At 49.1% G+C, this 20,153-nt stretch carries 18 protein-coding genes, 1 other RNA gene and 1 other annotated feature; of the genes, 9 read left to right on the top strand and 10 right to left on the bottom strand.

Annotation, left to right across the window (positions count from 1 at the left end; all coding sequences use genetic code 11):
- The 9 genes from E5336_RS06495 to rpmH form a co-directional block, all read right to left on the bottom strand.
- Window positions 1-369: a DUF1934 family protein gene (locus E5336_RS06495; RefSeq protein WP_135980296.1), complete on the bottom strand. Its 369-nt coding sequence runs from the start codon at window positions 367-369 to the stop codon at window positions 1-3.
- 48 nt (window positions 370-417) lie between these two features.
- Window positions 418-1,644 (bottom strand): HD domain-containing protein, encoded by a 1,227-nt coding sequence (locus E5336_RS06490; RefSeq protein ID WP_135980295.1) that lies wholly within the window; start codon window positions 1,642-1,644, stop codon window positions 418-420.
- 72 nt (window positions 1,645-1,716) lie between these two features.
- The gene (locus E5336_RS06485; RefSeq protein WP_135980294.1) at window positions 1,717-1,983 is read right to left on the bottom strand and encodes an RNA-binding S4 domain-containing protein; all 267 of its coding nucleotides are present in this window, start codon (window positions 1,981-1,983) and stop codon (window positions 1,717-1,719) included.
- Window positions 1,980-5,369: a transcription-repair coupling factor gene (mfd, locus tag E5336_RS06480; RefSeq protein ID WP_135980293.1), complete on the bottom strand. Its 3,390-nt coding sequence runs from the start codon at window positions 5,367-5,369 to the stop codon at window positions 1,980-1,982. Before mfd ends, E5336_RS06485 begins: the two co-directional genes overlap by 4 nt.
- Window positions 5,370-5,378: 9 nt before the next feature.
- Window positions 5,379-5,939, bottom strand: coding sequence for an aminoacyl-tRNA hydrolase (gene pth, locus E5336_RS06475; RefSeq protein ID WP_135980292.1), 561 nt, complete (start codon window positions 5,937-5,939; stop codon window positions 5,379-5,381).
- A 45-nt stretch (window positions 5,940-5,984) separates the two neighbouring features.
- Window positions 5,985-6,614 carry a R3H domain-containing nucleic acid-binding protein gene (locus E5336_RS06470; protein WP_135980291.1) on the bottom strand — a complete coding sequence of 210 codons (630 nt, stop codon included), beginning with the start codon at window positions 6,612-6,614 and terminating at the stop codon, window positions 5,985-5,987.
- A 10-nt stretch (window positions 6,615-6,624) separates the two neighbouring features.
- The gene (locus tag E5336_RS06465; protein ID WP_135980290.1) at window positions 6,625-7,647 is read right to left on the bottom strand and encodes a YidC/Oxa1 family membrane protein insertase; all 1,023 of its coding nucleotides are present in this window, start codon (window positions 7,645-7,647) and stop codon (window positions 6,625-6,627) included.
- Entirely contained in the window at window positions 7,644-7,994 is a 351-nt protein-coding gene (rnpA, locus tag E5336_RS06460) for a ribonuclease P protein component (protein ID WP_135980289.1), read from the bottom strand. The genes E5336_RS06465 and rnpA overlap by 4 nt, the downstream gene beginning before the upstream one ends.
- Before the next feature lie 42 nt (window positions 7,995-8,036).
- Window positions 8,037-8,171, bottom strand: coding sequence for a 50S ribosomal protein L34 (rpmH, locus tag E5336_RS06455; protein ID WP_016319755.1), 135 nt, complete (start codon window positions 8,169-8,171; stop codon window positions 8,037-8,039).
- 490 nt (window positions 8,172-8,661) lie between these two features.
- Here rpmH and dnaA point away from each other — a divergent pair, with 490 nt between their 5' ends.
- The 9 genes from dnaA to tadA all read left to right on the top strand — a co-directional run bounded on the left by dnaA (window position 8,662) and on the right by tadA (window position 19,466).
- Entirely contained in the window at window positions 8,662-10,008 is a 1,347-nt protein-coding gene (dnaA, locus tag E5336_RS06450) for a chromosomal replication initiator protein DnaA (RefSeq protein WP_277820808.1), read from the top strand.
- A gap of 153 nt (window positions 10,009-10,161) precedes the next feature.
- On the top strand, window positions 10,162-11,283 hold the full coding sequence (gene dnaN, locus E5336_RS06445) for a DNA polymerase III subunit beta (protein WP_135980288.1): 1,122 nt from the start codon (window positions 10,162-10,164) through the stop codon (window positions 11,281-11,283).
- 102 nt (window positions 11,284-11,385) lie between these two features.
- Window positions 11,386-11,589 carry a S4 domain-containing protein YaaA gene (yaaA, locus tag E5336_RS06440; RefSeq protein WP_135980287.1) on the top strand — a complete coding sequence of 68 codons (204 nt, stop codon included), beginning with the start codon at window positions 11,386-11,388 and terminating at the stop codon, window positions 11,587-11,589.
- Window positions 11,586-12,686, top strand: a complete 1,101-nt coding sequence (recF, locus tag E5336_RS06435) for a DNA replication/repair protein RecF (RefSeq protein WP_135980286.1) — start codon at window positions 11,586-11,588, stop codon at window positions 12,684-12,686. Before yaaA ends, recF begins: the two co-directional genes overlap by 4 nt.
- 34 nt (window positions 12,687-12,720) lie before the next feature.
- Entirely contained in the window at window positions 12,721-14,646 is a 1,926-nt protein-coding gene (gene gyrB / locus E5336_RS06430; protein WP_370278663.1) for a DNA topoisomerase (ATP-hydrolyzing) subunit B, read from the top strand.
- 10 nt (window positions 14,647-14,656) lie between these two features.
- Window positions 14,657-17,236 (top strand): DNA gyrase subunit A, encoded by a 2,580-nt coding sequence (gene gyrA, locus E5336_RS06425; protein ID WP_277820807.1) that lies wholly within the window; start codon window positions 14,657-14,659, stop codon window positions 17,234-17,236.
- 42 nt (window positions 17,237-17,278) lie between these two features.
- Window positions 17,279-17,494: a binding site (T-box leader), on the top strand.
- 28 nt (window positions 17,495-17,522) lie between these two features.
- Window positions 17,523-18,812 (top strand): serine--tRNA ligase, encoded by a 1,290-nt coding sequence (gene serS / locus E5336_RS06420; RefSeq protein ID WP_135980284.1) that lies wholly within the window; start codon window positions 17,523-17,525, stop codon window positions 18,810-18,812.
- 49 nt (window positions 18,813-18,861) lie between these two features.
- An RNA gene (gene ffs / locus E5336_RS06415) (signal recognition particle sRNA small type) lies at window positions 18,862-18,959 on the top strand.
- 18 nt (window positions 18,960-18,977) lie between these two features.
- Window positions 18,978-19,466 (top strand): tRNA adenosine(34) deaminase TadA, encoded by a 489-nt coding sequence (tadA, locus tag E5336_RS06410; RefSeq protein WP_135980283.1) that lies wholly within the window; start codon window positions 18,978-18,980, stop codon window positions 19,464-19,466.
- Between the two features lie 13 nt (window positions 19,467-19,479).
- Here the strand turns inward: tadA and E5336_RS06405 are convergent, their stop codons facing one another.
- Complete coding sequence (locus E5336_RS06405; protein ID WP_135980282.1) at window positions 19,480-20,136, bottom strand: HAD family hydrolase; 657 nt, start codon at window positions 20,134-20,136, stop codon at window positions 19,480-19,482.
- Between the last annotated feature and the right edge of the window lie 17 nt (window positions 20,137-20,153).

Below are 20,153 nucleotides of genomic sequence, written 5' to 3'. Positions count from 1 at the left end.
TTACTCCTTTTCCTGGATCTCCAATTTGAAATGAAACAACTGCTCGTTTCCATGCAGCGACAACGTGTACGCCACTTCCACGACATTGTTCTGAATTTCATATTTCTTTGTGAATGTTTCTACGTCGATGCGTCCATACGGAGTGTCGATCCATCCATGGGAAACCGGATCCAATCCGACATTCAGGTGAACGGTGACTTCCTGACGGCTCGTGATTTCACAATGCCGGTCATCAAAGCTATACCGAAACGCTCCATCCTTTCCCCCGAATTCGATGACTTGAAGACCCCCTTGCGTCCGGATCGTTCCCTCTCCTTCGTACACGACTTCATCGTTCGTAAGATCTTTTAAAACTATAAATGGTGTCATAGCGAATGTATAGTATCATGATTGGATTTTTTTTCAAACAAAACCCGCTTAAAACGTGTCGAATCTCGCTTTTTTCTTGACAAAATACACCCTTCGTCTCGTATGGGTTTCCATTTTCATCAGCGCCTTCACGATTTCGCTTTTTTCCGAAAGCTTTTCAACGCGGCCGCTGGCGCTTAAAACACCAATAGCCTCTTCCTCGTCTTTTTCCCGATACGGCAAATACATACTTGAATGGGAGAACTCCTCGTGGTAGTACAAATCCAAAGGAAGTCCCCGTTTTTCAATTTCGGAACGAATCGTTTCCACTTGCCGTGCGGAAGGATCCTCGATCCAGTCAAAAAGACGCCGCTCCAAAATGCGGGACGCGATATCCCGCAAATAAGGATCCTCGCTTTCCAATCCATCCTGGAACAAGGAGAACAGCCGGCACTCATCCAGTTTCATAAAAGAATTCAAATCATACGGCGCATCGAGCAGCGTCAGCGAAGAAGCCGGCAGCGTGTGCTTGATTTGCGCGTACCGCTGGTAAAACTTCGAAATCAGCAATTCGAACGCTTTCGCGTCCGGATGCAAATACACCTGCCAGTACATGTGGTAACGCGCCATGATGTAATCCTCCACCGAATGGATCCCGCTTTCTTTAATGCATAGCCGGTGGTCGCAAACCCGCAGCGTGCGCAAGATCCGCTCCAAATCAAACGTTCCATAGCTCGTGCCGGTTTCATACGCGTCCCGCAGCAAATAATCCATTCGATCCGCGTCCAGCTGCGAGGAAATGATTTGATTGAGCACGAACACCGGATGCTGGTGGCGAAGAATGGCCACGATCTCAAGCGGCAGATCCAATTCATACGAAGTCAGAACTTGATGAATTTGGGAATGCGGATCCAAAATCACATCCACGCTTACTTCCTCGTGCCGCTTTTTGGTGAGCGACTCGTAAAAATGGGAAAAAGGTCCATGCCCTAAATCGTGCAGCAAAGCGGCGCTCATCGCAATGATCTTTTCCCGCTCGCTCAACCCGTTTCGCATATCTTCGACTTCGTGAACCATCCGGTTCACAATTTCATACACACCCAGCGAATGGGCGAATCGGGAATGCTCGGCCGTATGATACACATAGTAATTGCCACCCAGCTGATGGATGCGGCGCAGGCGCTGAAACTCCCGGGTTTGCAGCAGCTCCCAAAGAAGCTGATATTCAATATGAATGTACCCATGGATTGGATCGCGCAAAACTTTCCGTTCTTCGCATTTTTGATTGAGTTTCATCGCCTTTTCCCTCCTTTTTCGGAATAAAAACACCAAAATCCGATATTTTTTCTCTTAAATTAAGAACGATTCTTAATCTTTTTCTTCTATTCGTTCTTCTTTTACTACTTCAAACAGCAGCGAAGCGTTTTGCTTCGACACTTGTTTTTTGATTTCCAGAATCCGGATTTCCAGAATCCGGGCGCCAAACTCCAGTCGCAGCAAGTCGCCCTCTTTTACTTCCTGGGATGGCTTCGCCGCTTTTCCGTTGACGTGTACCCGGCCTTGCAAAGCGAGCTCTTTAGCCGCTTCGCGCCGTTTTAAAATCCGGGCCGTTTTTAAATATTTATCCAGTCTCATTCGTTTTCCTTTCTCATCATGGTTTTGCTGGCTTGCGTGAGCAAGTCGATGACTTTCAGCAGCAAATCCAAGTATTTCGATTTCTTCTCCAATGTGATTTCAATGCGCCGGTCTTTCAGCTTCAACGAGATTTTTTTCGACAGCGCGCTCATGGCCGTGAACAGCTTCGCCCCGTCGACGCGGCTCGACCATTCTGGCGTCATCTTGATCACGACGTGCGTGGTCGTTTCCCGCATGGAATCGACGCCTTCCTCGTTGACGAACAAATCCAGCTGGCGCTGTTTGAACAGCTGCTTGACTTCTTTTGGCATTTTTCCAAACAAGTCGATGATGCGCAATTCGTAATCATGAAGCGCCTGCAGGCTTTTTGCCGCTTTGATTTCCTGATACAAGTCGAGCTTGTCGCCATCGTTTTCGGTAAACTGGGACGGAATATACCCATTCACATGAATCTGCGCGCTCTTTTCAGGTTTTTGTTCCACGAGTTTTCCTTGTTTTCGAGCGATTGCGTTCGACAACAGTTCCAGATACATATCCAAACCGACCTGGTCGATGAAGCCGGCTTGCTGCGGTCCCAGCATGTCGCCCGCGCCGCGAATCGTCAAATCCCGCATCGCGATCTTGTATCCCGATCCAAGCTCCGTGAACTCCTTGATGGATTGCAACCGCTTATGCGCTTGCTCGGTTAGCTCTTTATGCGGATCGACCATCAAGTAGCAATACCCGATTTTATCCCGGCGGCCGACGCGACCGCGGATCTGGTACAGCTGCGACAAGCCGAAATGATCCGCCTGGTCGATAATGATCGTGTTGGCGTTGGCGATATCCAATCCGGTTTCAATGATCGTCGTGCAGACGAGAATTTTATATTTACCGCTCGAGAAGTCGTACATGGTCGACTCGATGTCTTCTCTGGACATCTTTCCATGCGCGACCGCGATTGGCACATCCGGGAATTTCTTTTGAAGCTTTTTGGCCACCGCGTAAATATTGGCCACGCGATTGTATAAATAAAACACCTGGCCGCCCCGCGCGAGTTCCCGTTCGATCATTTCCTCTACCGCACTGCCCCGCTTTTCAATCACATACGTTTGAATCGGGTGCCGGTGCGCGGGCGGCGTGTTCAGTTGCGAAATCGTTCGAACGCCAATCAAGGACATTTGTAGCGTTCTCGGAATTGGCGTCGCCGACAAAGAAAGAACGTCAATCGTGTCTTTCATTTCCTTGATTTTTTCCTTGTGCTCCACGCCAAACCGCTGTTCCTCGTCAATGATTAAAAAACCTAGATCTTTGTATTCGAACGACTTGCTTAGCAGTTTATGGGTGCCGACAACCAGGTCAATCGTCCCGTTTTTCAATCCTTCCTTGATTTGCTTGATTTGACTGGCGGGAACGAACCGGTTGACGAGCGCGATGTTCGCCCCGGTCGATTCGAACCGTTCTTGTAGCGTCTTATAGTGCTGCATCGACAAAATGGTCGTCGGGCACAAAAACACGACTTGCTTGCCGCTCGCGATGGCCTTGAAGGCGCATCGCATCGCCACTTCCGTCTTGCCAAAGCCAACGTCGCCGCAAAGCAAGTGATCCATGGGCTTCGGTTTTTCCATTTCCATTTTGATTTCATGCACCGCTCTTGTTTGGTCAAGTGTCGGCTCGTATTCGAACGCCTCGTCAAACTGCGTCTGCAGCGCGTCGTCTTTTGGATAGGCGTAGCCGATTTCCTCGTTTCGATGCGCATACAACTCAATGAGCCGGGACGCGATTTCTTCGATTTTGGCGTTGACACGCTCTTTCGTCTTTTGCCACTGGCTGCTTCCAAGCTGGGAAAGCTTGACGCCCGCCCCTTCTTTGGAAATGTATTTTCGGACAAGCTGAAACTGCGAAAGAGGCACAAACAGCTCGTCGCCGCCCCGGTATAAAATATGCAAATAATCCGCCGCTTTTCCGTTCGTTTCACGCGTCACGATTCCTAAATACTGCCCAATGCCGTATTGGCCATGCACAACATAGTCGTTTTTTTCCAGCTCCAGCACATTTTCCAAAATCTGCCCTTCCTTGAACGTTTTTTGGTACCGCTGATGTTTAGGCTCCTGTTCAAACAGTTCTTTGCTTGTAAACACTTCGTGGTTTTCATATGAAAATCCTTCATAAAAACAATCAGGAACAAATCGGAGCGGAAAAGGACTCAAGCTTTCGACTTTTTTGCGTTCTTCTTCGTTCAACGCGAACTGCGCATCCGGATGATGGGTTTCAAAAAACTGGGACAGAGGCTCTTTGACTTGGTCCAGAGGATAAATTTTCGAAACAAGCGGATCATGCAAATCCTGAAATTCGTGGAACATGAGAAAAGGCCTCTTTTTTTCCATCGCGTATAAATCATGAAACATGATATACCGGCTCAGCGCCTTCCGGTCCTGAATCATTTCCTGCAAGAAGGCGATGTTGTCCTCGTTGAGTTTTTTCGCGGCTCGTTCCACTTGCTCCTGACTCGATAAAATGACTTCGCCATCCACGTAGTCAAGCAAACTGTCGCTATGTACGTAACTAAAATACAAATACAGCCTCGCCTCGGGTTCAAACGTTTCCAGCGCCCGCAAATCCGCTTCGATATGATCGTTGAGCCGTTCCGCTTCCTCGTCCGAAAGAGCGCCTGCTTCCTTTTCGAGCTTTTGGCTGACAAGCGCTTTGATTTCCTCAATTTGCTCGTCCTGGAATAAAATATCAGTGGCTGGTCCAATCGTGCATTCGGTTTGGGAGGCAATCGTGCGCTGGGTCGTTTCATTGATCAAACGAATCGAGTCGATTTCGGTATCGAAAAACTCAATGCGTACCGGATGCTCGTACCCGAGCGGATACACGTCCACAATGCCGCCCCGGGCCGCGAAAGTGCAGGGCCGGTCGACATAGTTGACCTTGCCGTAGCCAATCCGGTTCAGCTTTTTTTTCAGAGCCGCCATTTCCAGTTCCTGTCCGACATGGAACGTGAGGATGTTTTCTTTCATCAATTCATAGGAAGGGAGGAAACGCAAAAAGCCCGCCGTATTGCAGACGATCAACCGCGGTTTTGGATTTTTAACAAGCTGCGTCAACGTGCCGAGCGCCGCTTCCCGGTCTTCGGGCGAAGCGGCGATTGCCTGGACGCGCAGCGATTCTTCCATCGTGAACAGCAGACAATCTTCTTCCATCGCGGCAATCCGTTCATAAAGCTGATTGGCTTCGTACCGGTTTCGCTTGACGATGATGCGCGTTTTCCGGTCCACCTGGAACGCCGCTGTCAAAAGCAGCGCCTCCTCCATTGGATACAAATGCCCGATCCGGTTTTCTTTGCGCAAAATGGCTTGCGTCACCGGATTGGTTTCCAGTTTTTTTAAAATTGGATCAATCATATGAATTCCCTACTTCTTATTAAAATGGTTCATGGTGTCGCTGTACGGATGGTCGATCGCATAAATTGCGGCCTGCGCGGCCAAATCCGTCGCCGCTTCGATGTCTTCTTTTTCCGCGGGACGGAATTTCCCAAGCACCCAGTTGATCATCGGAATGCGAGGATCTTTTCCTACGCCAATCCGGATGCGGTCGAACTCCTGCGTAAAAATGCATTGAATCACGCTTTTGATCCCGTTGTGACCACCGGCGCTTCCTTTTTGACGCAGGCGGATCTTTCCTACCGGCAAATCGACATCGTCATATAAGACGAGTACGTCTTCTGGCGCTGCTTTGTAAAAATCAAGACATTGCCGCAAGGCGATGCCGCTTTCATTCATATACGTGAGCGGCTTTAACAAAACCACGTCTTCTCCATGGACTTTCGTCTTGATCCACTGGGATGAAAACTTTTCCTGGTTCCACGTTTCACCAAGCTCCCTTGCGATTTTATCCATCGTCATAAATCCGGCGTTATGGCGCGTATTTTCATATTTTAATCCTGGATTTCCCAATCCTGCTATAATTTTCATCGTCTTTCTCCTCCTAACAAAAAAACGGGAATGTCCAATTCCCGCTTATTCGATTTCTTTTCCTGGTGTATACAAGATACACAAATGGCGATTGACACCCTCTCCTTCCGAACGGGTGGAGATATCGGCCATCTTCGCTAAAGAATTGTGGATCGCTTTGCGTTCATCGGCCGGCATCGGATCCAGTTCGGCATCGACTTTCGTCCGGCGGACATCTTTGGCCACCCGAATCGCCATACGGCAAATCTTCTCATACCGATCTTTTTTATATCCGTTGACATCAATGAGCAAGCGAACTCTTCTTTTAAACGCGGCGCTCGCGGCGGCTTTTACAAGCCGGTTGAAAGCTTGCAGCGACTTTCCGTTTTTTCCGATCAGGATCGCGTTATTGTTAGTGTTCACCATGACGCGGTAAAAATCGTCGCCGTCTTTTTTGACTTCCGTTTCGCCATCCAGCTGCGCGTTGTCAAAGTAAGTCTGGATATAATCATGAATAAATTGTTGAATGTCTTTATCACAATACACTTCGATTTCCACGGTTTTTCCGATACCTAGAAATCCAGCCTTTTCTTCGAGAACCGTGTAGGTCAATTCCTCCACAGTTACCTCTTTGGCCTGCGCCGCTTTTTTCAGCGCCTCTTCAAGTGTTTTTCCGGTAAATTTTTCAAACTCCATGATTTCTCACCTACTTTTTCTTTGTTTTATCTTTGTCCATAATCACAAAATGAAGGAACAGGGACTGAATCGAACGAATCACCGACGATACGAGCCAGTAAAACGACATGGCGATTGGCCAGCTTAAATACATCACCGCGATCAAAGCGGTCGAGAAATACATCGTCGTATTCATCGTGTTGGCCATTCCGTTTTCCTGTTTCAAATACTTCTTTTGTTTTACATTGTTTTTCTTGTCATCGTATTTCTTCAGCCATTTTGGCAGCTGCAAAGAAATGATTTGGAATATGATCATCAAAACATAAACGATCATTGGTCCCCATTGCACGTCGCCCGAACCAAAGCTCGTGAACGCCGCGATTGGCGTTTCCGACAGCGGCATGCCAAAGAAGGTTCCGTACACGACCGCGGCCGCCCGCATCGTCGCGTAGTACACGCCCATCATGATTGGCAGCTGAATGAAGGTGACCAAAATGGATCCAAATGGATGGATATCGTATTTCGTGTACACTTTCTGCATTTCCTGCGCCATCATCATGCGGGAACGCTCGTCGTCTTTTCCTTTGTATTTGCTTTGAAGGCGCTCGATTTCCGGCTGCGCCTCCTGCATCCGCTGCATCGAAAGCTGGGATTTGTACGTAAACGCGAAGACGAGAATCTGAATGAGCAACGTCGCTAAAATAATTCCGATTCCCGCATCCGTCCACGATGCAAACACGTTGATTAGCTGCGCAATCGGCCATACGATCAATCCGTCGAACCAGCTCGCGGATAACGCTTCGCTAAATGAAGTCGGCTCGATTGTGATCGTATCCTTGTCACCAAGCTTTTCATATTTCTTTTTCAATGCCTCGTCGCTGATATCCGACACGTTGATCCGGCCTTTTTCAACGACCATTTGCTCGCTGGCGATGATTTGATCGACTTTTGTTTTTCCATCCGTTCCTCGCGGATTGGAACAGCCGGTCAAACCAAGCAGGACAAATGCGCAAAGCATGAAAATCTTAAACTTGCTTTGTAAAAAATGAGTCATCTTTGTTCCTTTCCTTGTCGTCTTCGGTCAAGCTTTCTCTTGCTTGTTTCAAGTTCTTTGAAGTTTTGCTCGAACGTTTGTTTTTGATAAACCGGACGAACGATCAGGATCGTGTCATACGCTTCATCAAACGTATATAGCGCGTCGATCATTCCGCGGATCTGCCGCTTTACCTTGTTGCGCGCGACAGCGTTTCCGAGTTTTTTTCCGACACTGATCCCGACACGCGCGTGTTCTTCTTTCTTCGGTTGATAATAAAAAACAAACGCACTAGACTTGATATATTTCCTTTTCTGGATAATCGAAGAAAACTCGTAGTTTTTACAAACTCTGCACTTCTTTTTCATACATCTTTATCCAGACAAAAAAATCACCTAAACTGGTGATTTCTATGCGGATAATACCTTTCTACCTTTTGCTCTTCTGCGAGCTAGAACTTTACGACCACCGACGGTAGCCATACGAGCACGGAAACCATGAACTGTTTTGTGTTTTCTCTTACTTGGCTGATATGTTCTTTTCATGTCATTCACACCCCTCAGTCTTCTATTAATTTTCAAATAAGATTGCTGACTCATTATAGCAAATCCCCTACACCCCGTCAACACATGTTTTTTCCGATTCCACCAATAAATATAAAAGGAAAAGAGCGGAAAACCCTCGGTTTTTCCCACAAAAGAGGGGATAACTTTTTCTTGTTTTTCCACGTGCGGGGATAAAAGGGGATAATTTCCACAGGTTTTCCCCTTTTATCCCCCTTAAAAACCGCTCGGGGATTTTGGGGATGGGGAAAACTGGGGAAAATCACTTTTACGTTTTACCTATCCGTTTTTTCTCATTTTTCCATTGGGGACAACCAAAGTTTTCCCCACTCTTTTTCGCCAGTTTTCCCCAATACTCCCAATAAGGAAAAGTTTATCCACATTCTACATTGGGGATATTGTGGAAAACTCAAGATTTGATTGCCCGTTTTTCCCCTTTCATGTATAATGAAAACCTAAAAGGAGGGATCGTATGCCCGCGAATTTTGACCGGATGTGGGAAAATGTCCTAAAAAAGATCCATAGTTCGCACTATTTCAACGACCAGGATTTTCAGGCGTGGATCTATAAAACGACATTATTTAAAATTGAAAACGACATCGCGTACATCGCATACCGATCTTCGATCACCAAAGCCATCATGGAACGGCAGCTGGCGATTTTCGAATCGACGCTAAGCGAGGAATGGTCTTCGCCAGTCCGGATCCATTTAATCGAATACAAGGAAATGGAACAAATGATGCCGGAAGTCATCGTGCAGCAACGAACGAACACGCTTCTGGAAAACAAGTTCAATCCGACGTACACGTTCGAAAATTTTATCGAAGGAAACAGCAATCAGGAAGCCTACGCGGCGTGCTTTGCGGCCTGCAATCAAATTTCTTTTCCCGCATTCAACCCGCTCATGCTTTATGGAAACTCCGGTCTGGGAAAGACGCATCTTCTCCACGCCGTCGGCAACTACTTGTCCGCCGAACGCCCCGAAGCAAAAGTCATCTATATGTATAGTGGTGACTTTGTCACTTTGCTTATCGACGCCATGAAAGCCAAAAGCATCCATGGAAACACGGTCGACCGGGTCAAAGAACAGCTTCTTGACTGTGACTATTTTCTGATTGACGATATTCAGAACCTTCAGCACACTTCAAGTCAGGAAGTTTTTTTTACGGTTTATAATCAGCTGATCCAAAAAAACTCGCAAATCATCATTACGTCCGACATCCATCCAAGAGAGCTTAGCGGCCTGCAAAACCGGCTCGTTTCCCGATTCTCCTCCGGTCTGGCGATCAATATTTCCAAACCGGGCTTCGAAACGAGCAAAGCCATCCTGAAAAAAAAGCTGGAAGGAAGGGAGGACATCATTAGCGACGACGTGCTGGACTATTTGGCGCTCACGTTTTCCAACGACGTCCGCAATTTGGAAGGCAGCCTCAACCAGCTCATTTTCCAGTCCACACTGTTCAATCCCGATATCATCGACATGAAATTCGCGATGGAGCATTTGGGAAAAGAACCCGTGATCGAAAAACGAAGCGAGCTGACGATCCGGGAAATAAAAAAAGCCGTTTCACAGTTTTACGGCTTGTCGTACGCGGATCTGGAAGGGAAGTCAAGACTCAAACAAATTATGAACGCCCGGCACATTTGCGTGTATTTATCACGGGAAATGCTGCATAAACCGTATATGCAAATTGGAAAAGACCTGGGAAACCGCGACCATACAACCATTCAGTCGTCGTACAACCGCGCGTGCGAGCTCATGAAAAAAGACAACGCGTTTCGAATGGCCGTCGACAAAATAAAAGAGAAGCTCATGTAGTTTTCCCCATTTTTCCACAGTCTTTCAACAGCGAAAATCTAACAATTTCGGCGTCGTTATCGCGCGAAACGAAGTTTTCCCCAGTTATCCACGCCCTTATTGTTGTTACTTTATATAAATAAAAGAAAAACACACATCAAAAAAGGAGTCTTTATGAAATTCACAATCAATCGAAAATACCTCTCCGACAAGCTCACGATCGTGTCGCGGGCGATTTCCATGTACTCACCACTTCCCGCTTTGTCCGGGATCTGGATCGAAGTCATGAAAGACAAAATTCAATTAACCGGCAGCGATTCGACCATTAGTATCCAATCCACGATTTATCCGGATGAAATCAACCATTTGCACATCGAGCAAACCGGTTCGATTATTGTCGAATCCAAATATTTGCAGGAAATCGTTCGAAAAATGGATTTTGATACCATTGAATTTGAATTGATGGATACGACGTTGCTGCGCATTTCGAACAAGCAGGGTGTGTTCCATTTAAACGGTATCGAAAGCAACGCGTATCCGGAACTTGATTTTTACCAGCCAAAAACCGAATTCAAGCTTTCGAAAAACCAGCTGCGTACGATCGTGACACAAACCGCGTTCGCCTGCTCGGATAAAGACAGCCGGCCGGTGCTGACCGGGATCAATTTCAAAGCCATCGACACGCAGTTGTTTTGTTCCGCAACCGACACGTATCGGCTGGCTCGAAAAATTGTACAATTAGAGCAGCCGATGGACTTCAATATCACGATTTCCCAAAAATCGCTTGGCGATGTCGTGAAGTCGCTGGAAGGGGAAGAAAACGATGTTGACATTTTTGTCGACAATAAAAAAGTGCAATTCGTTTTCGACGACACGTTGTATCAAACCAATTTGCTGGATGGCGCCTTTCCGGATGTCGAACGGATCATTCCGAAAGAATTTATCAGCTTTTACCAGTCGGATTCGACGGAGCTGGCGCGGGCGATTGATCGAACAAACTTTATCCGCAAGGACAAAGTCCATTTGATTCGGCTGGAATGCGCCGCCAAGGAAGTGCATTTGAAGACGCGCTCGAGCGAGATTGGCGATTCCAACGAGATCTTGATGTCGGCGATTTACAATGGCGAGGATCTGACAATCACATGCAACGGAACCTATATGCTGGACGCGATCAAGGCGTTGAATGGTGAACGGGTGGAAATCGACTTTACAGGTGTGCTCAAGCCGTTTCGCTTAACGAACCCGGAGGACCAGTCCGTTTTGATGATCGTTGTCCCGGTTCGTAGCTTTGATTAGAAGTATTGTGAAGATACTTCTTTTTTTCTTGTGTATACCGGAATTATATGGTAAAATCAATAAATTTATGCTATAATTAGGAACGATAGGAGCTATTCATTTATGAAATTGAAAATACATACGGACTACATCACGTTAGGCCAGCTTTTGAAGAAAGGCGATCTTATTCAAAGCGGCGGCGAAGCGAAAGGATATTTAAATTCTGTCGAAGTTCTTGTTAATGGCGAGAAGGATCAAAGGCGGGGACGCAAAATACGTCCCGGCGACGTAGTGGAAACCAACGGAGTCAGGATCGAAGTCGAATGAATATCAGGAAATTGAAGTTCTATCATTTTCGAAATTATGACAAGGCTTCTTTTTCTTTTGACGAAAATACGATTCACGTGCTGCAAGGGAAAAACGCGCAAGGCAAGACGAACATCGTCGAAGGCATTTATTTTTTGTCGCTGCTGCGCTCGTTTCGAACGAACAAGCTGGCGCATCTTGTCAAGCATGGCGAAGCGTCTTTTGTGATCGAAGCCGACGTGGAATCCAAAGGTCGGATCGAGGAGCTGAAAGTCGCGGTTTCGGATTCAAAAAAACAACTGTTTCGATTCAACGATCCGGTCGCGAAGTATTCTTCGTTTGTCGGCATGGTGAACGCGATTTTGTTTTGTCCGGACGATATGACGCTGTTTTCGGACGCGCCGGCGGCGCGGCGCAAGTTTATCGACATGGAGCTGATCAAACTGTCAAAGTCGTATACGGCGACTTTGTCGCACTATCAGAAGCTGCTCAAAGAAAGAAACCAGGCGCTGAAGCAGCCATACGTCGACCGTTCCCTGCTGGATGTGTATACGCGACAGATGATTCAGGATCAAAAAATCATCATTTCCCAGCGTCATCGCTTTCTTGACGAGCTGATGGAAAAAGTAAGAACTTTGTATCCTTTTTTTAGCGACGGGCAGGAACGGATGGAGGCGCGTTACGAAACGTTTGTGTCCATCGAGGAAGACGATTTGCAGCAGGCGATGCGCGCCTGCTACGAGAAGACGCTGGAACGCGATCTTCAATACAAGAACACGCAAATCGGCGTGCATAAGGACGACTTCGTCTTTTTGCTGGACGGAGTGCCGCTGGTGGAGGCGGCCAGCCAGGGACAAAAGCGCAGCGTGCTGCTCGCGCTCAAGCTCGGTCTGGCGCAAATCGTCTATGAAAAAGGCGGCCAGTATCCGATTCTTTTGCTGGACGACGTGTTCAGCGAGCTGGATGAAAGCCGACGCCGCAAGCTGATCGCGATGCTGCCGGAAACGATGCAAATATTTATCACCAGCGCCGAGCCAATCCCGAAATCGTGGTTCGAGCGGCCGGTGAAATTTTACGAGATTGAGAACGGGAAGATAAAGGAGGACTTGCATGAGTGAACATAAAAACGAAGAATTTTTAAAATTTGAGGAGATGGAAAACGAAGCGACGTTTGTCGACCATTCCTACACCGCCGACGACATTCAGGTGCTCGAGGGACTCGAAGCGGTTCGGCTTCGTCCCGGGATGTACATTGGCTCGACAAGTTCTCGCGGCTTGCATCATCTCGTCTGGGAAATCGTGGACAACGGCATCGACGAGGCGCTTGCGGGCTTCGCGAACCAAATCGACGTCGTCATCGAAGCGGGCAACGTCATCGCGGTGCGCGACAACGGTCGAGGCATGCCGGTAGGCATTCACGAAAAGACAGGCATCAGCGCGGTGGAAACGATTATGACCGTCCTGCACGCGGGCGGTAAATTCGGCGGCGGCGCGTACAAGGTGTCGGGCGGTTTGCATGGCGTGGGCGCCAGCGTCGTCAACGCGTTGAGCGAATGGATGGAAGTCACCGTTTTCCAGGATGGAAAAGTGTACTTTATCCGCTTCGAGGATGGCGGGCATACGGTCGAGCCATTGAAAGTCATTGGCGAGACGACTCAAACCGGCTCGCTCGTCCGGTTCAAAGCCGATCCGCGCATTTTTAAGGAAACGACAGAGTACGACTACGATATTTTGAACACAAGACTTCGTCAGCTCGCTTTTTTGAACCGGGATATCCGTCTGACGTTGAAGGACGAGCGCGATCCGGAAGAAGCGCGTCAAAGCGACTACCACTACGAGGGCGGAATCATCGAGTACGTGGAATATCTTAACAAAGGAAAACAGACGATTTCGGACCGGGTCATTTACGTGGACGGCCTGCAGGACAACATTTTCGCGGAAGTGGCGCTCCAGTACAACGAGGGGTACCAGTCCAACATTTACTCTTTTTGCAACAACATCAACACGCACGAAGGCGGTTTTCACGAAGACGGTTTCCGGCTGGCGCTGACGCGTGTCATCAACAAATACGGAAAAGACAACAATTTGCTGAAGAAAGACGAAACGCTTTCGCAAGACGACGTGAAGGAAGGGCTGGTGGCGATCATTTCCATCAAGCATCCGGATCCGCAATACGAAGGACAGACGAAAACGAAGCTTGGCAATTCGGAAGTTCGAAAAATCGTTTCCAACATCGTGGGCGAGAAGATGCAGCGCTTCTTTTTGGAAAATCCGACAATCGCCAAGTCGATTGTTGAAAAAGCGATGGTCGCCTCCAAGGCGCGCATTGCGGCGAAAAAAGCCCGCGAGCTAACGCGGCGCAAGTCGGCGCTGGACGGGATTTCCTCGCTGCCGGGTAAATTGACGGACTGCTCGAGCAAAGACGCGAGCGAGTGCGAGATTTACATCGTCGAGGGAAATTCCGCCGGTGGTTCGGCTAAGCAGGGACGCGACGCGAAAACGCAAGCCATCCTGCCGCTGCGAGGAAAGATTTTGAACGTGCAAAAGGCGCGGCCGAACCGTATTTTTGAAAACGCGGAAATCCGCAGCATGATCACGGCGTTTGGATGCGGCATTCAGGACGAAGTGGACGTGTCCAAGCTGCGCTACCACAAAATCGTCATCATGACCGATGCCGATGTCGATGGCTCGCACATTTGCACGCTGATGCTCACGTTCCTGTACCGGTTCATGAAGCCGGTTATCGACGGGGGCTATGTGTACATCGCCCAGCCGCCGCTGTACAAAGTGCAAAAAGGAAAAAAGATCGCCTACGCCTACAAGGAACAGGAAATGGATACGCTGCGCGCCGAATTTAAAGAAGGCTACAAAGTGCAGCGCTACAAAGGTCTTGGCGAGATGGACGCGGAACAGCTGTGGGAAACGACGATGGATCCAAAGCACCGGATCCTGAAGCGGGTCACAGTTGAGGACGCGATGGAGGCCGACGCGGTGTTCGACATGTTGATGGGAGAAGACGTCGAGCCAAGACGCGATTTCATTCAAACGAACGCGACATACGCAACATTAGATTACTAGGAGGTCCGGCATGCCAGAACATGAAAACATGGAAGAATTCGAAATATTAGAGTCTCAGCACGACCAGGTCGAAAACGTTGAGATCTCGAAAGAAATGAAGGAGTCGTTTCTCGACTATTCGATGTCGGTCATCGTGCAGCGCGCGCTGCCGGATGTGCGGGACGGTTTGAAACCGGTTCACCGCCGGATTTTGTATGCGATGAACAGTTTGAATATGACGGCCACGGTGGCGCACAAAAAAAGCGCCCGGATCGTCGGCGATGTCATCGGCAAGTACCATCCGCATGGCGATACGGCCGTATACGACGCGATGGTGCGCATGGCGCAGGACTTTTCCTACCGGTATCCGCTCGTGGACGGCCACGGCAACTTTGGCTCCCTGGATGGCGATGGTGCGGCGGCGATGCGTTATACCGAGGCGCGGATGTCGAAGATCTCGATGGAGATGGTGGCCGACATCAACAAGGAAACGGTCGACTTCACGCCGACGTACGACTCGGAAGGCGAGGAGCCAGTCGTTTTGCCTAGCCGCATTCCGAACTTGCTGCTCAACGGGGCGGTCGGGATCGCGGTTGGTATGGCGACCAACATTCCGCCGCACAATTTGAATGAAACGGTGGATGGCATCAAGGCGGTCATGGACGATCCGGATATCACGGTGCCCGAGCTCATGGAACACATTAAAGGACCGGATTTTCCGACGGGCGGCATTATTTTGGGCCGCAAGGGAATCCGCCAGGCATATGAAACAGGAAGAGGTTCCATCTCGATTCGTTCGAAGTACCGGGTCGAGGAATTGAGCCAGGGCCGTAAGCGAATCATCTTTTATGAAATTCCTTACGCCATCAACAAAGCCAACTTGATGACGAAGATGGCGGCTCTCATTCGGGATAAGGCGCTGCAAGGCGTCACGTATTTGAACGACGAAAGCAACCGCGAAGGCGTGCGCATCGTCATGGAGCTGAAAAAAGACGCGCAGGAAGATGTGATTTTGAATCAGCTGTTCCGATTGACGCCGCTTCAAAGCTCGTTTGGCATCAACATGCTCGCCTTGGAGCACGGAAAGCCAAAACAGCTGACGCTGAAGGAAATCATCGTCGACTACATTGATCATCAAACGGATGTGATTATCCGAAAAACGAGATATGAATTGCGTAAAGCGGAAGAACGGGCGCATATTTTGGAAGGATTGCGGATCGCGCTGGATCATTTGGATGAAGTCATTCATATGATTCGCTCCTCCCATAAAGATGAAAACGGATTGAACGCTGATCTGTGCGCGGCGTTCGGATTCTCGCCGGTGCAGGCGAAAGCCATTTTGGCGATGCAGCTGCGGCGGCTGTCGGGATTGGAACGGGAAAAAATCGAAAACGAGTACCAGGCTCTTTTGAAAACGATTGCCGACTTGAAAGACATTTTAGCCAACCATTCCCGGGTTCTTCAAATCATTCGCGACGATTTGGACGAAATGGTCAACCGGTTTGGCGACGAGCGGCGAACCGAGATCGCCGATTCCTATGTCGACATGGAGGACGAGGATTTGATTCCTCGCGAGGATATCATTATCACATTGACGGAGTCAGGCTATATTAAAAGGCAGCCGGTCGATACGTACCACGCCCAAAACCGCGGCGGACGCGGAATCAAATCCGTGACGCTCAACGAAGAGGATTCGGTGGATACGATGGTGGCGATGACGACGCATAACCACATTTTGCTGTTTACGAACAAAGGACGGGTGTATCGTTTGAAGGGCTACAACATTCCAAACGCTTCCCGCACGGCGAAAGGATTGCCAATCGTCAATATTATCGAGCTGCTGCCGGATGAAAAAGTGCAGACGCTGCTGCCGATCCCGGAAGACAAGGAAGGCGTCGAGTCGTTGTTGTTTGTCACGAAAAACGGATTGGCGAAACGCACGCCGGTGTCGGAGTTCGACAACATCAATAAAAACGGCAAGATCTCGATCACGCTGCGCGAAGGCGACGAGCTGCGGTATGTGAAAGCGACACGAGGCGATGACGAAGTCATCATCGCGGGCGACAACGGCAAAGCGGTACGCTTCGACGAAAAGGAAATCCGGATGATGGGACGAACCGCGTCGGGCGTGCAAGGATTCAACACGGATGGCGGAACGGTGATTGGCGTGGCCCTCTCCCATGAAGGCGACACGGTTCTTGTCGTATCGGAAAACGGATATGGCAAACGCAGCCAGTTCGACGATTTCCGTTTGACGTCGCGTGGCAAAAAAGGCGTCCGAGCGCTCCACATTACGGAGAAGACCGGCAGCCTGGTTTCGCTTCAGGCGGTCAAAGGCGACGAGGACGCGTTGATCGTGTCGAGCACAGGCATCATGATTCGTTTGCGGTTAGCCGATATCGGCGTCTATGGCCGCAACACCCAGGGACTGAAGCTCATTAGTTTGAACGACGGGGCGAAAGTGACGAAGGTGACGCTGGTGAATGGCGACGAGGAAGAAGTCGAAGAGATCGACATTGTCAAAGACGGCGAAGGCATGGTTGAGCGGCTGGATGTGGAATCCAACGACGAGCAGGAAATGAATGTCTTTGAAGAAAACTTGACGGAATAAAAAACCGGAGTTGAAATCAAAGACAAATATGATATATTAAAACCGAAAACATCGAGAAGGACAGTATACGCGGCAAAGAGCGCAGAGAGGACATGGGTGGTGCGAATGTCCCTTGGATCCGCGTGTCGAGCCCCTTCGAGTGAACCGGGGAATCCAGTATCCGGTTTCGGCCCACACCGTTATTTTGTGGAAGACTTTTCCGGAAAATGTTTCACGTGAAAAGAAAAAAGGTGGCACCACGAGACCTTCGTCCTTTTTGAAGGTCTCTTTTTTATAGGAGGAGAACATGCTAGATATCAAATTTGTTCGAGAGAACCCAGATCTTGTGAAAGAGAATATGAAAAAGAAATTCCAGGATCATAAGCTGCATCTCGTGGATGAAGTGATCCAGGACGATCTGGATTTACGGCAAACGCAGCGGCAGGCGGACGATCTGCGCAGTCAGCGCAAGTCGATTTCCAAAGAAATCGGAAAACTGATGGGACAAGGAAAAAAAGAGGAAGCCGAGCAAACCAAACAAAAGGTGGCCGCGATTGCCGAGGATTTGAACGCGCTTTCGAATAAAGAAGACGCGCTGCGGGCTGCGGTGCAGGAAAAGATGATGCAAATTCCGAATATGATCGACGCCAGCGTTCCGATTGGAAAAGACGATTCGGAAAACGTGGAGCTGGAGCGCTTTGGCGAACCGTTTGTTCCGGATTTCGAGATTCCTTACCATACCGAGATTATGGAGTCGTTTCATGGAATCGACTTGGACAGCGCCCGCAAAGTGGCGGGAAACGGCTTTTATTATTTAATGGGCGATATCGCCAGACTGCATTCGGCTATTTTGTCTTACGCGCGCGACTTCATGATCGACAAGGGATTCACGTACGTCATCCCGCCTTACATGATTCGCTCCAATGTCGTGACCGGCGTCATGTCGTTTGCGGAAATGGAAGGCATGATGTATAAGATCGACAGCGAGGATCTGTATTTAATTGGAACGAGCGAGCATTCGATGATTGGAAAATTCATTGACACGATTCTCGACGAAAAAGACCTTCCATACACGTACACTTCGTACTCGCCTTGTTTCCGGAAGGAAAAGGGCGCCCACGGAATCGAAGAGCGGGGCGTGTACCGGATCCACCAGTTTGAGAAGCAGGAAATGATCGTCGTCTGCAAACCGGAAGATTCCATGGACTGGTTCAAGAAGATGTATATGAACACGGTAGAGTTTTTCCGCTCGATGGATGTGCCGGTCCGAACGCTGGAATGCTGCTCGGGCGATTTGGCGGATCTCAAATGCAAATCGGTCGACGTCGAAGCATGGTCCCCTCGACAGCAAAAATACTTTGAAGTGGGAAGCTGTTCCAATTTGACAGACGCGCAGGCGCGCCGACTGAAAATCCGGGTCAAGGACGAGAACGGCAAGAAGTATTTCGCCCACACGCTCAACAACACGTGCGTGGCGCCGCCCAGAATGCTGATCGCCTTCCTGGAAAACAATCTGGAGGCGGATGGATCGGTTCGCATTCCGGAGGTGCTGCGGCCGTATATGGGAATGAAAGAAAAACTCGTTCCGGTTCGCTAATCCAAACCTTTCTGTTTTGAATTGACAGGAATTTGGAAGTTTGCTATTATGAATGAGCTACTACAATACGATCTTACGAATCAGGTCAGGTCAGGAATGAAGCAGCCTTAAGGAAGCTCCCGTATGTGTAGTAGTTTTTTTTATGGAAAAGTCGAGGAAGCAGAAATGGACGAGCAATACTGGATGAAGAAAGCCATTGTGGAAGCGAAGAAAGCGCTGAAATACGACGAGGTGCCGATTGGCTGCGTGATCGTCAAAGACAACCAAATCATCGCGAGAGGATCGAACCGACGCGAAACAAAGCAACGTTCCATCGCGCATGCGGAAATCATCGCTATTGAAAAAGCGTGCCGGAAACTTGGTTCCTGGCGGCTGGACGACTGCGATTTGTATGTGACGCTTGAACCATGTCCGATGTGCGCGGGAGCCATCATCCAGTCCCGTATTCGCCGGGTCGTCTTTGGGGCGTACGATCCCAAAGGAGGCTGCGTGGGATCGTGTACGAATTTATTCGCCGTTCCCGGTTTCAATCACTACCCTTCCTATGAAGGAGGAATTTTGCAGCCGGAGTGTTCGGCTTTGCTGTCGGATTTTTTCAGAAAAAAACGGAAATTGCGAAAAGAACAAAAAAAACAAGGAGCGCCATCGGATTGAGGCGCTCCTTTTCCTATGATTGCTCCGATTCGCGTAAAAGCGGAATGACTTGATCAAGTCGTTCCACGATTTTCCACGTTTTTTTGGCGTATTCCGGTTCCGGGTATTTCATATCCGGAACGCAGACCACCCGGATGCCGGCCCGGCTGGCGGCTAGAATTCCCATTTCGCTGTCTTCCAAAACTAGACACGCTTCCGGTGGAAGCTGGAGCTTTTGGCACGCTTTCAAAAAGATTTCCGGATCCGGCTTTCCTCTTTCCACTTCATCGCCGCAAATCGTCTCGTCAAACGCGTTGGCTAAATCCGCTTTGGCTAAAATTTTGTCGACGCGCTCCCGCGTGCTGCTGGTCGCCACGCACGTTTTATATCCCTGCGCTTTTAAATAGTCGAGAAGCGGGCGCAACCCGGGTTTGACGGGTACGCCTTCTTGTTCGAACTGGGCGGCCATCCGGTCGTGGTTCGCCTTCATGATTTCCGGTGCCGGGAAGTCGCTGCCAAACCCTTTGTAAAACACATCCCAAATTTGCGGGACCGGCTTTCCGAGGCATTGGACATACATATCGACGGTCAATGTCTTTCCGAGCTTTTCACAAAGTTCCACATAGCCTTCGTAGGTGACTCTTTCCGAGTCAATCATCAGGCCGTCCATATCAAAGATGATCCCTTTCATCGTCTTTCTCCTTTCTC

Source organism: Dubosiella muris, from assembly GCF_004793885.1.
Taxonomy (GTDB): Bacteria; Bacillota_I; Bacilli_A; order Erysipelotrichales; family Erysipelotrichaceae; genus Dubosiella; species Dubosiella muris.
The sequence above is the reverse complement of the archived record's forward strand: the minus strand, read 5'-3'. Positions and strand labels throughout refer to the sequence as shown.

What these genes read in the sequence shown, in the direction of transcription:
- E5336_RS06495 (WP_135980296.1), bottom strand. Translation starts at nt 369, where the DNA reads ATGACACCATTTATAGTTTTAAAAGATCTTACGAACGATGAAGTCGTG.
- E5336_RS06490 (WP_135980295.1), bottom strand. Translation starts at nt 1,644, where the DNA reads ATGAAACTCAATCAAAAATGCGAAGAACGGAAAGTTTTGCGCGATCCA.
- E5336_RS06485 (WP_135980294.1), bottom strand. Translation starts at nt 1,983, where the DNA reads ATGAGACTGGATAAATATTTAAAAACGGCCCGGATTTTAAAACGGCGC.
- mfd (WP_135980293.1), bottom strand. Translation starts at nt 5,369, where the DNA reads ATGATTGATCCAATTTTAAAAAAACTGGAAACCAATCCGGTGACGCAA.
- pth (WP_135980292.1), bottom strand. Translation starts at nt 5,939, where the DNA reads ATGAAAATTATAGCAGGATTGGGAAATCCAGGATTAAAATATGAAAAT.
- E5336_RS06470 (WP_135980291.1), bottom strand. Translation starts at nt 6,614, where the DNA reads ATGGAGTTTGAAAAATTTACCGGAAAAACACTTGAAGAGGCGCTGAAA.
- E5336_RS06465 (WP_135980290.1), bottom strand. Translation starts at nt 7,647, where the DNA reads ATGACTCATTTTTTACAAAGCAAGTTTAAGATTTTCATGCTTTGCGCA.
- rnpA (WP_135980289.1), bottom strand. Translation starts at nt 7,994, where the DNA reads ATGAAAAAGAAGTGCAGAGTTTGTAAAAACTACGAGTTTTCTTCGATT.
- rpmH (WP_016319755.1), bottom strand. Translation starts at nt 8,171, where the DNA reads ATGAAAAGAACATATCAGCCAAGTAAGAGAAAACACAAAACAGTTCAT.
- dnaA (WP_277820808.1), top strand. Translation starts at nt 8,662, where the DNA reads ATGCCCGCGAATTTTGACCGGATGTGGGAAAATGTCCTAAAAAAGATC.
- dnaN (WP_135980288.1), top strand. Translation starts at nt 10,162, where the DNA reads ATGAAATTCACAATCAATCGAAAATACCTCTCCGACAAGCTCACGATC.
- yaaA (WP_135980287.1), top strand. Translation starts at nt 11,386, where the DNA reads ATGAAATTGAAAATACATACGGACTACATCACGTTAGGCCAGCTTTTG.
- recF (WP_135980286.1), top strand. Translation starts at nt 11,586, where the DNA reads ATGAATATCAGGAAATTGAAGTTCTATCATTTTCGAAATTATGACAAG.
- gyrB (WP_370278663.1), top strand. Translation starts at nt 12,721, where the DNA reads ATGGAAAACGAAGCGACGTTTGTCGACCATTCCTACACCGCCGACGAC.
- gyrA (WP_277820807.1), top strand. Translation starts at nt 14,657, where the DNA reads ATGCCAGAACATGAAAACATGGAAGAATTCGAAATATTAGAGTCTCAG.
- serS (WP_135980284.1), top strand. Translation starts at nt 17,523, where the DNA reads ATGCTAGATATCAAATTTGTTCGAGAGAACCCAGATCTTGTGAAAGAG.
- tadA (WP_135980283.1), top strand. Translation starts at nt 18,978, where the DNA reads ATGGACGAGCAATACTGGATGAAGAAAGCCATTGTGGAAGCGAAGAAA.
- E5336_RS06405 (WP_135980282.1), bottom strand. Translation starts at nt 20,136, where the DNA reads ATGAAAGGGATCATCTTTGATATGGACGGCCTGATGATTGACTCGGAA.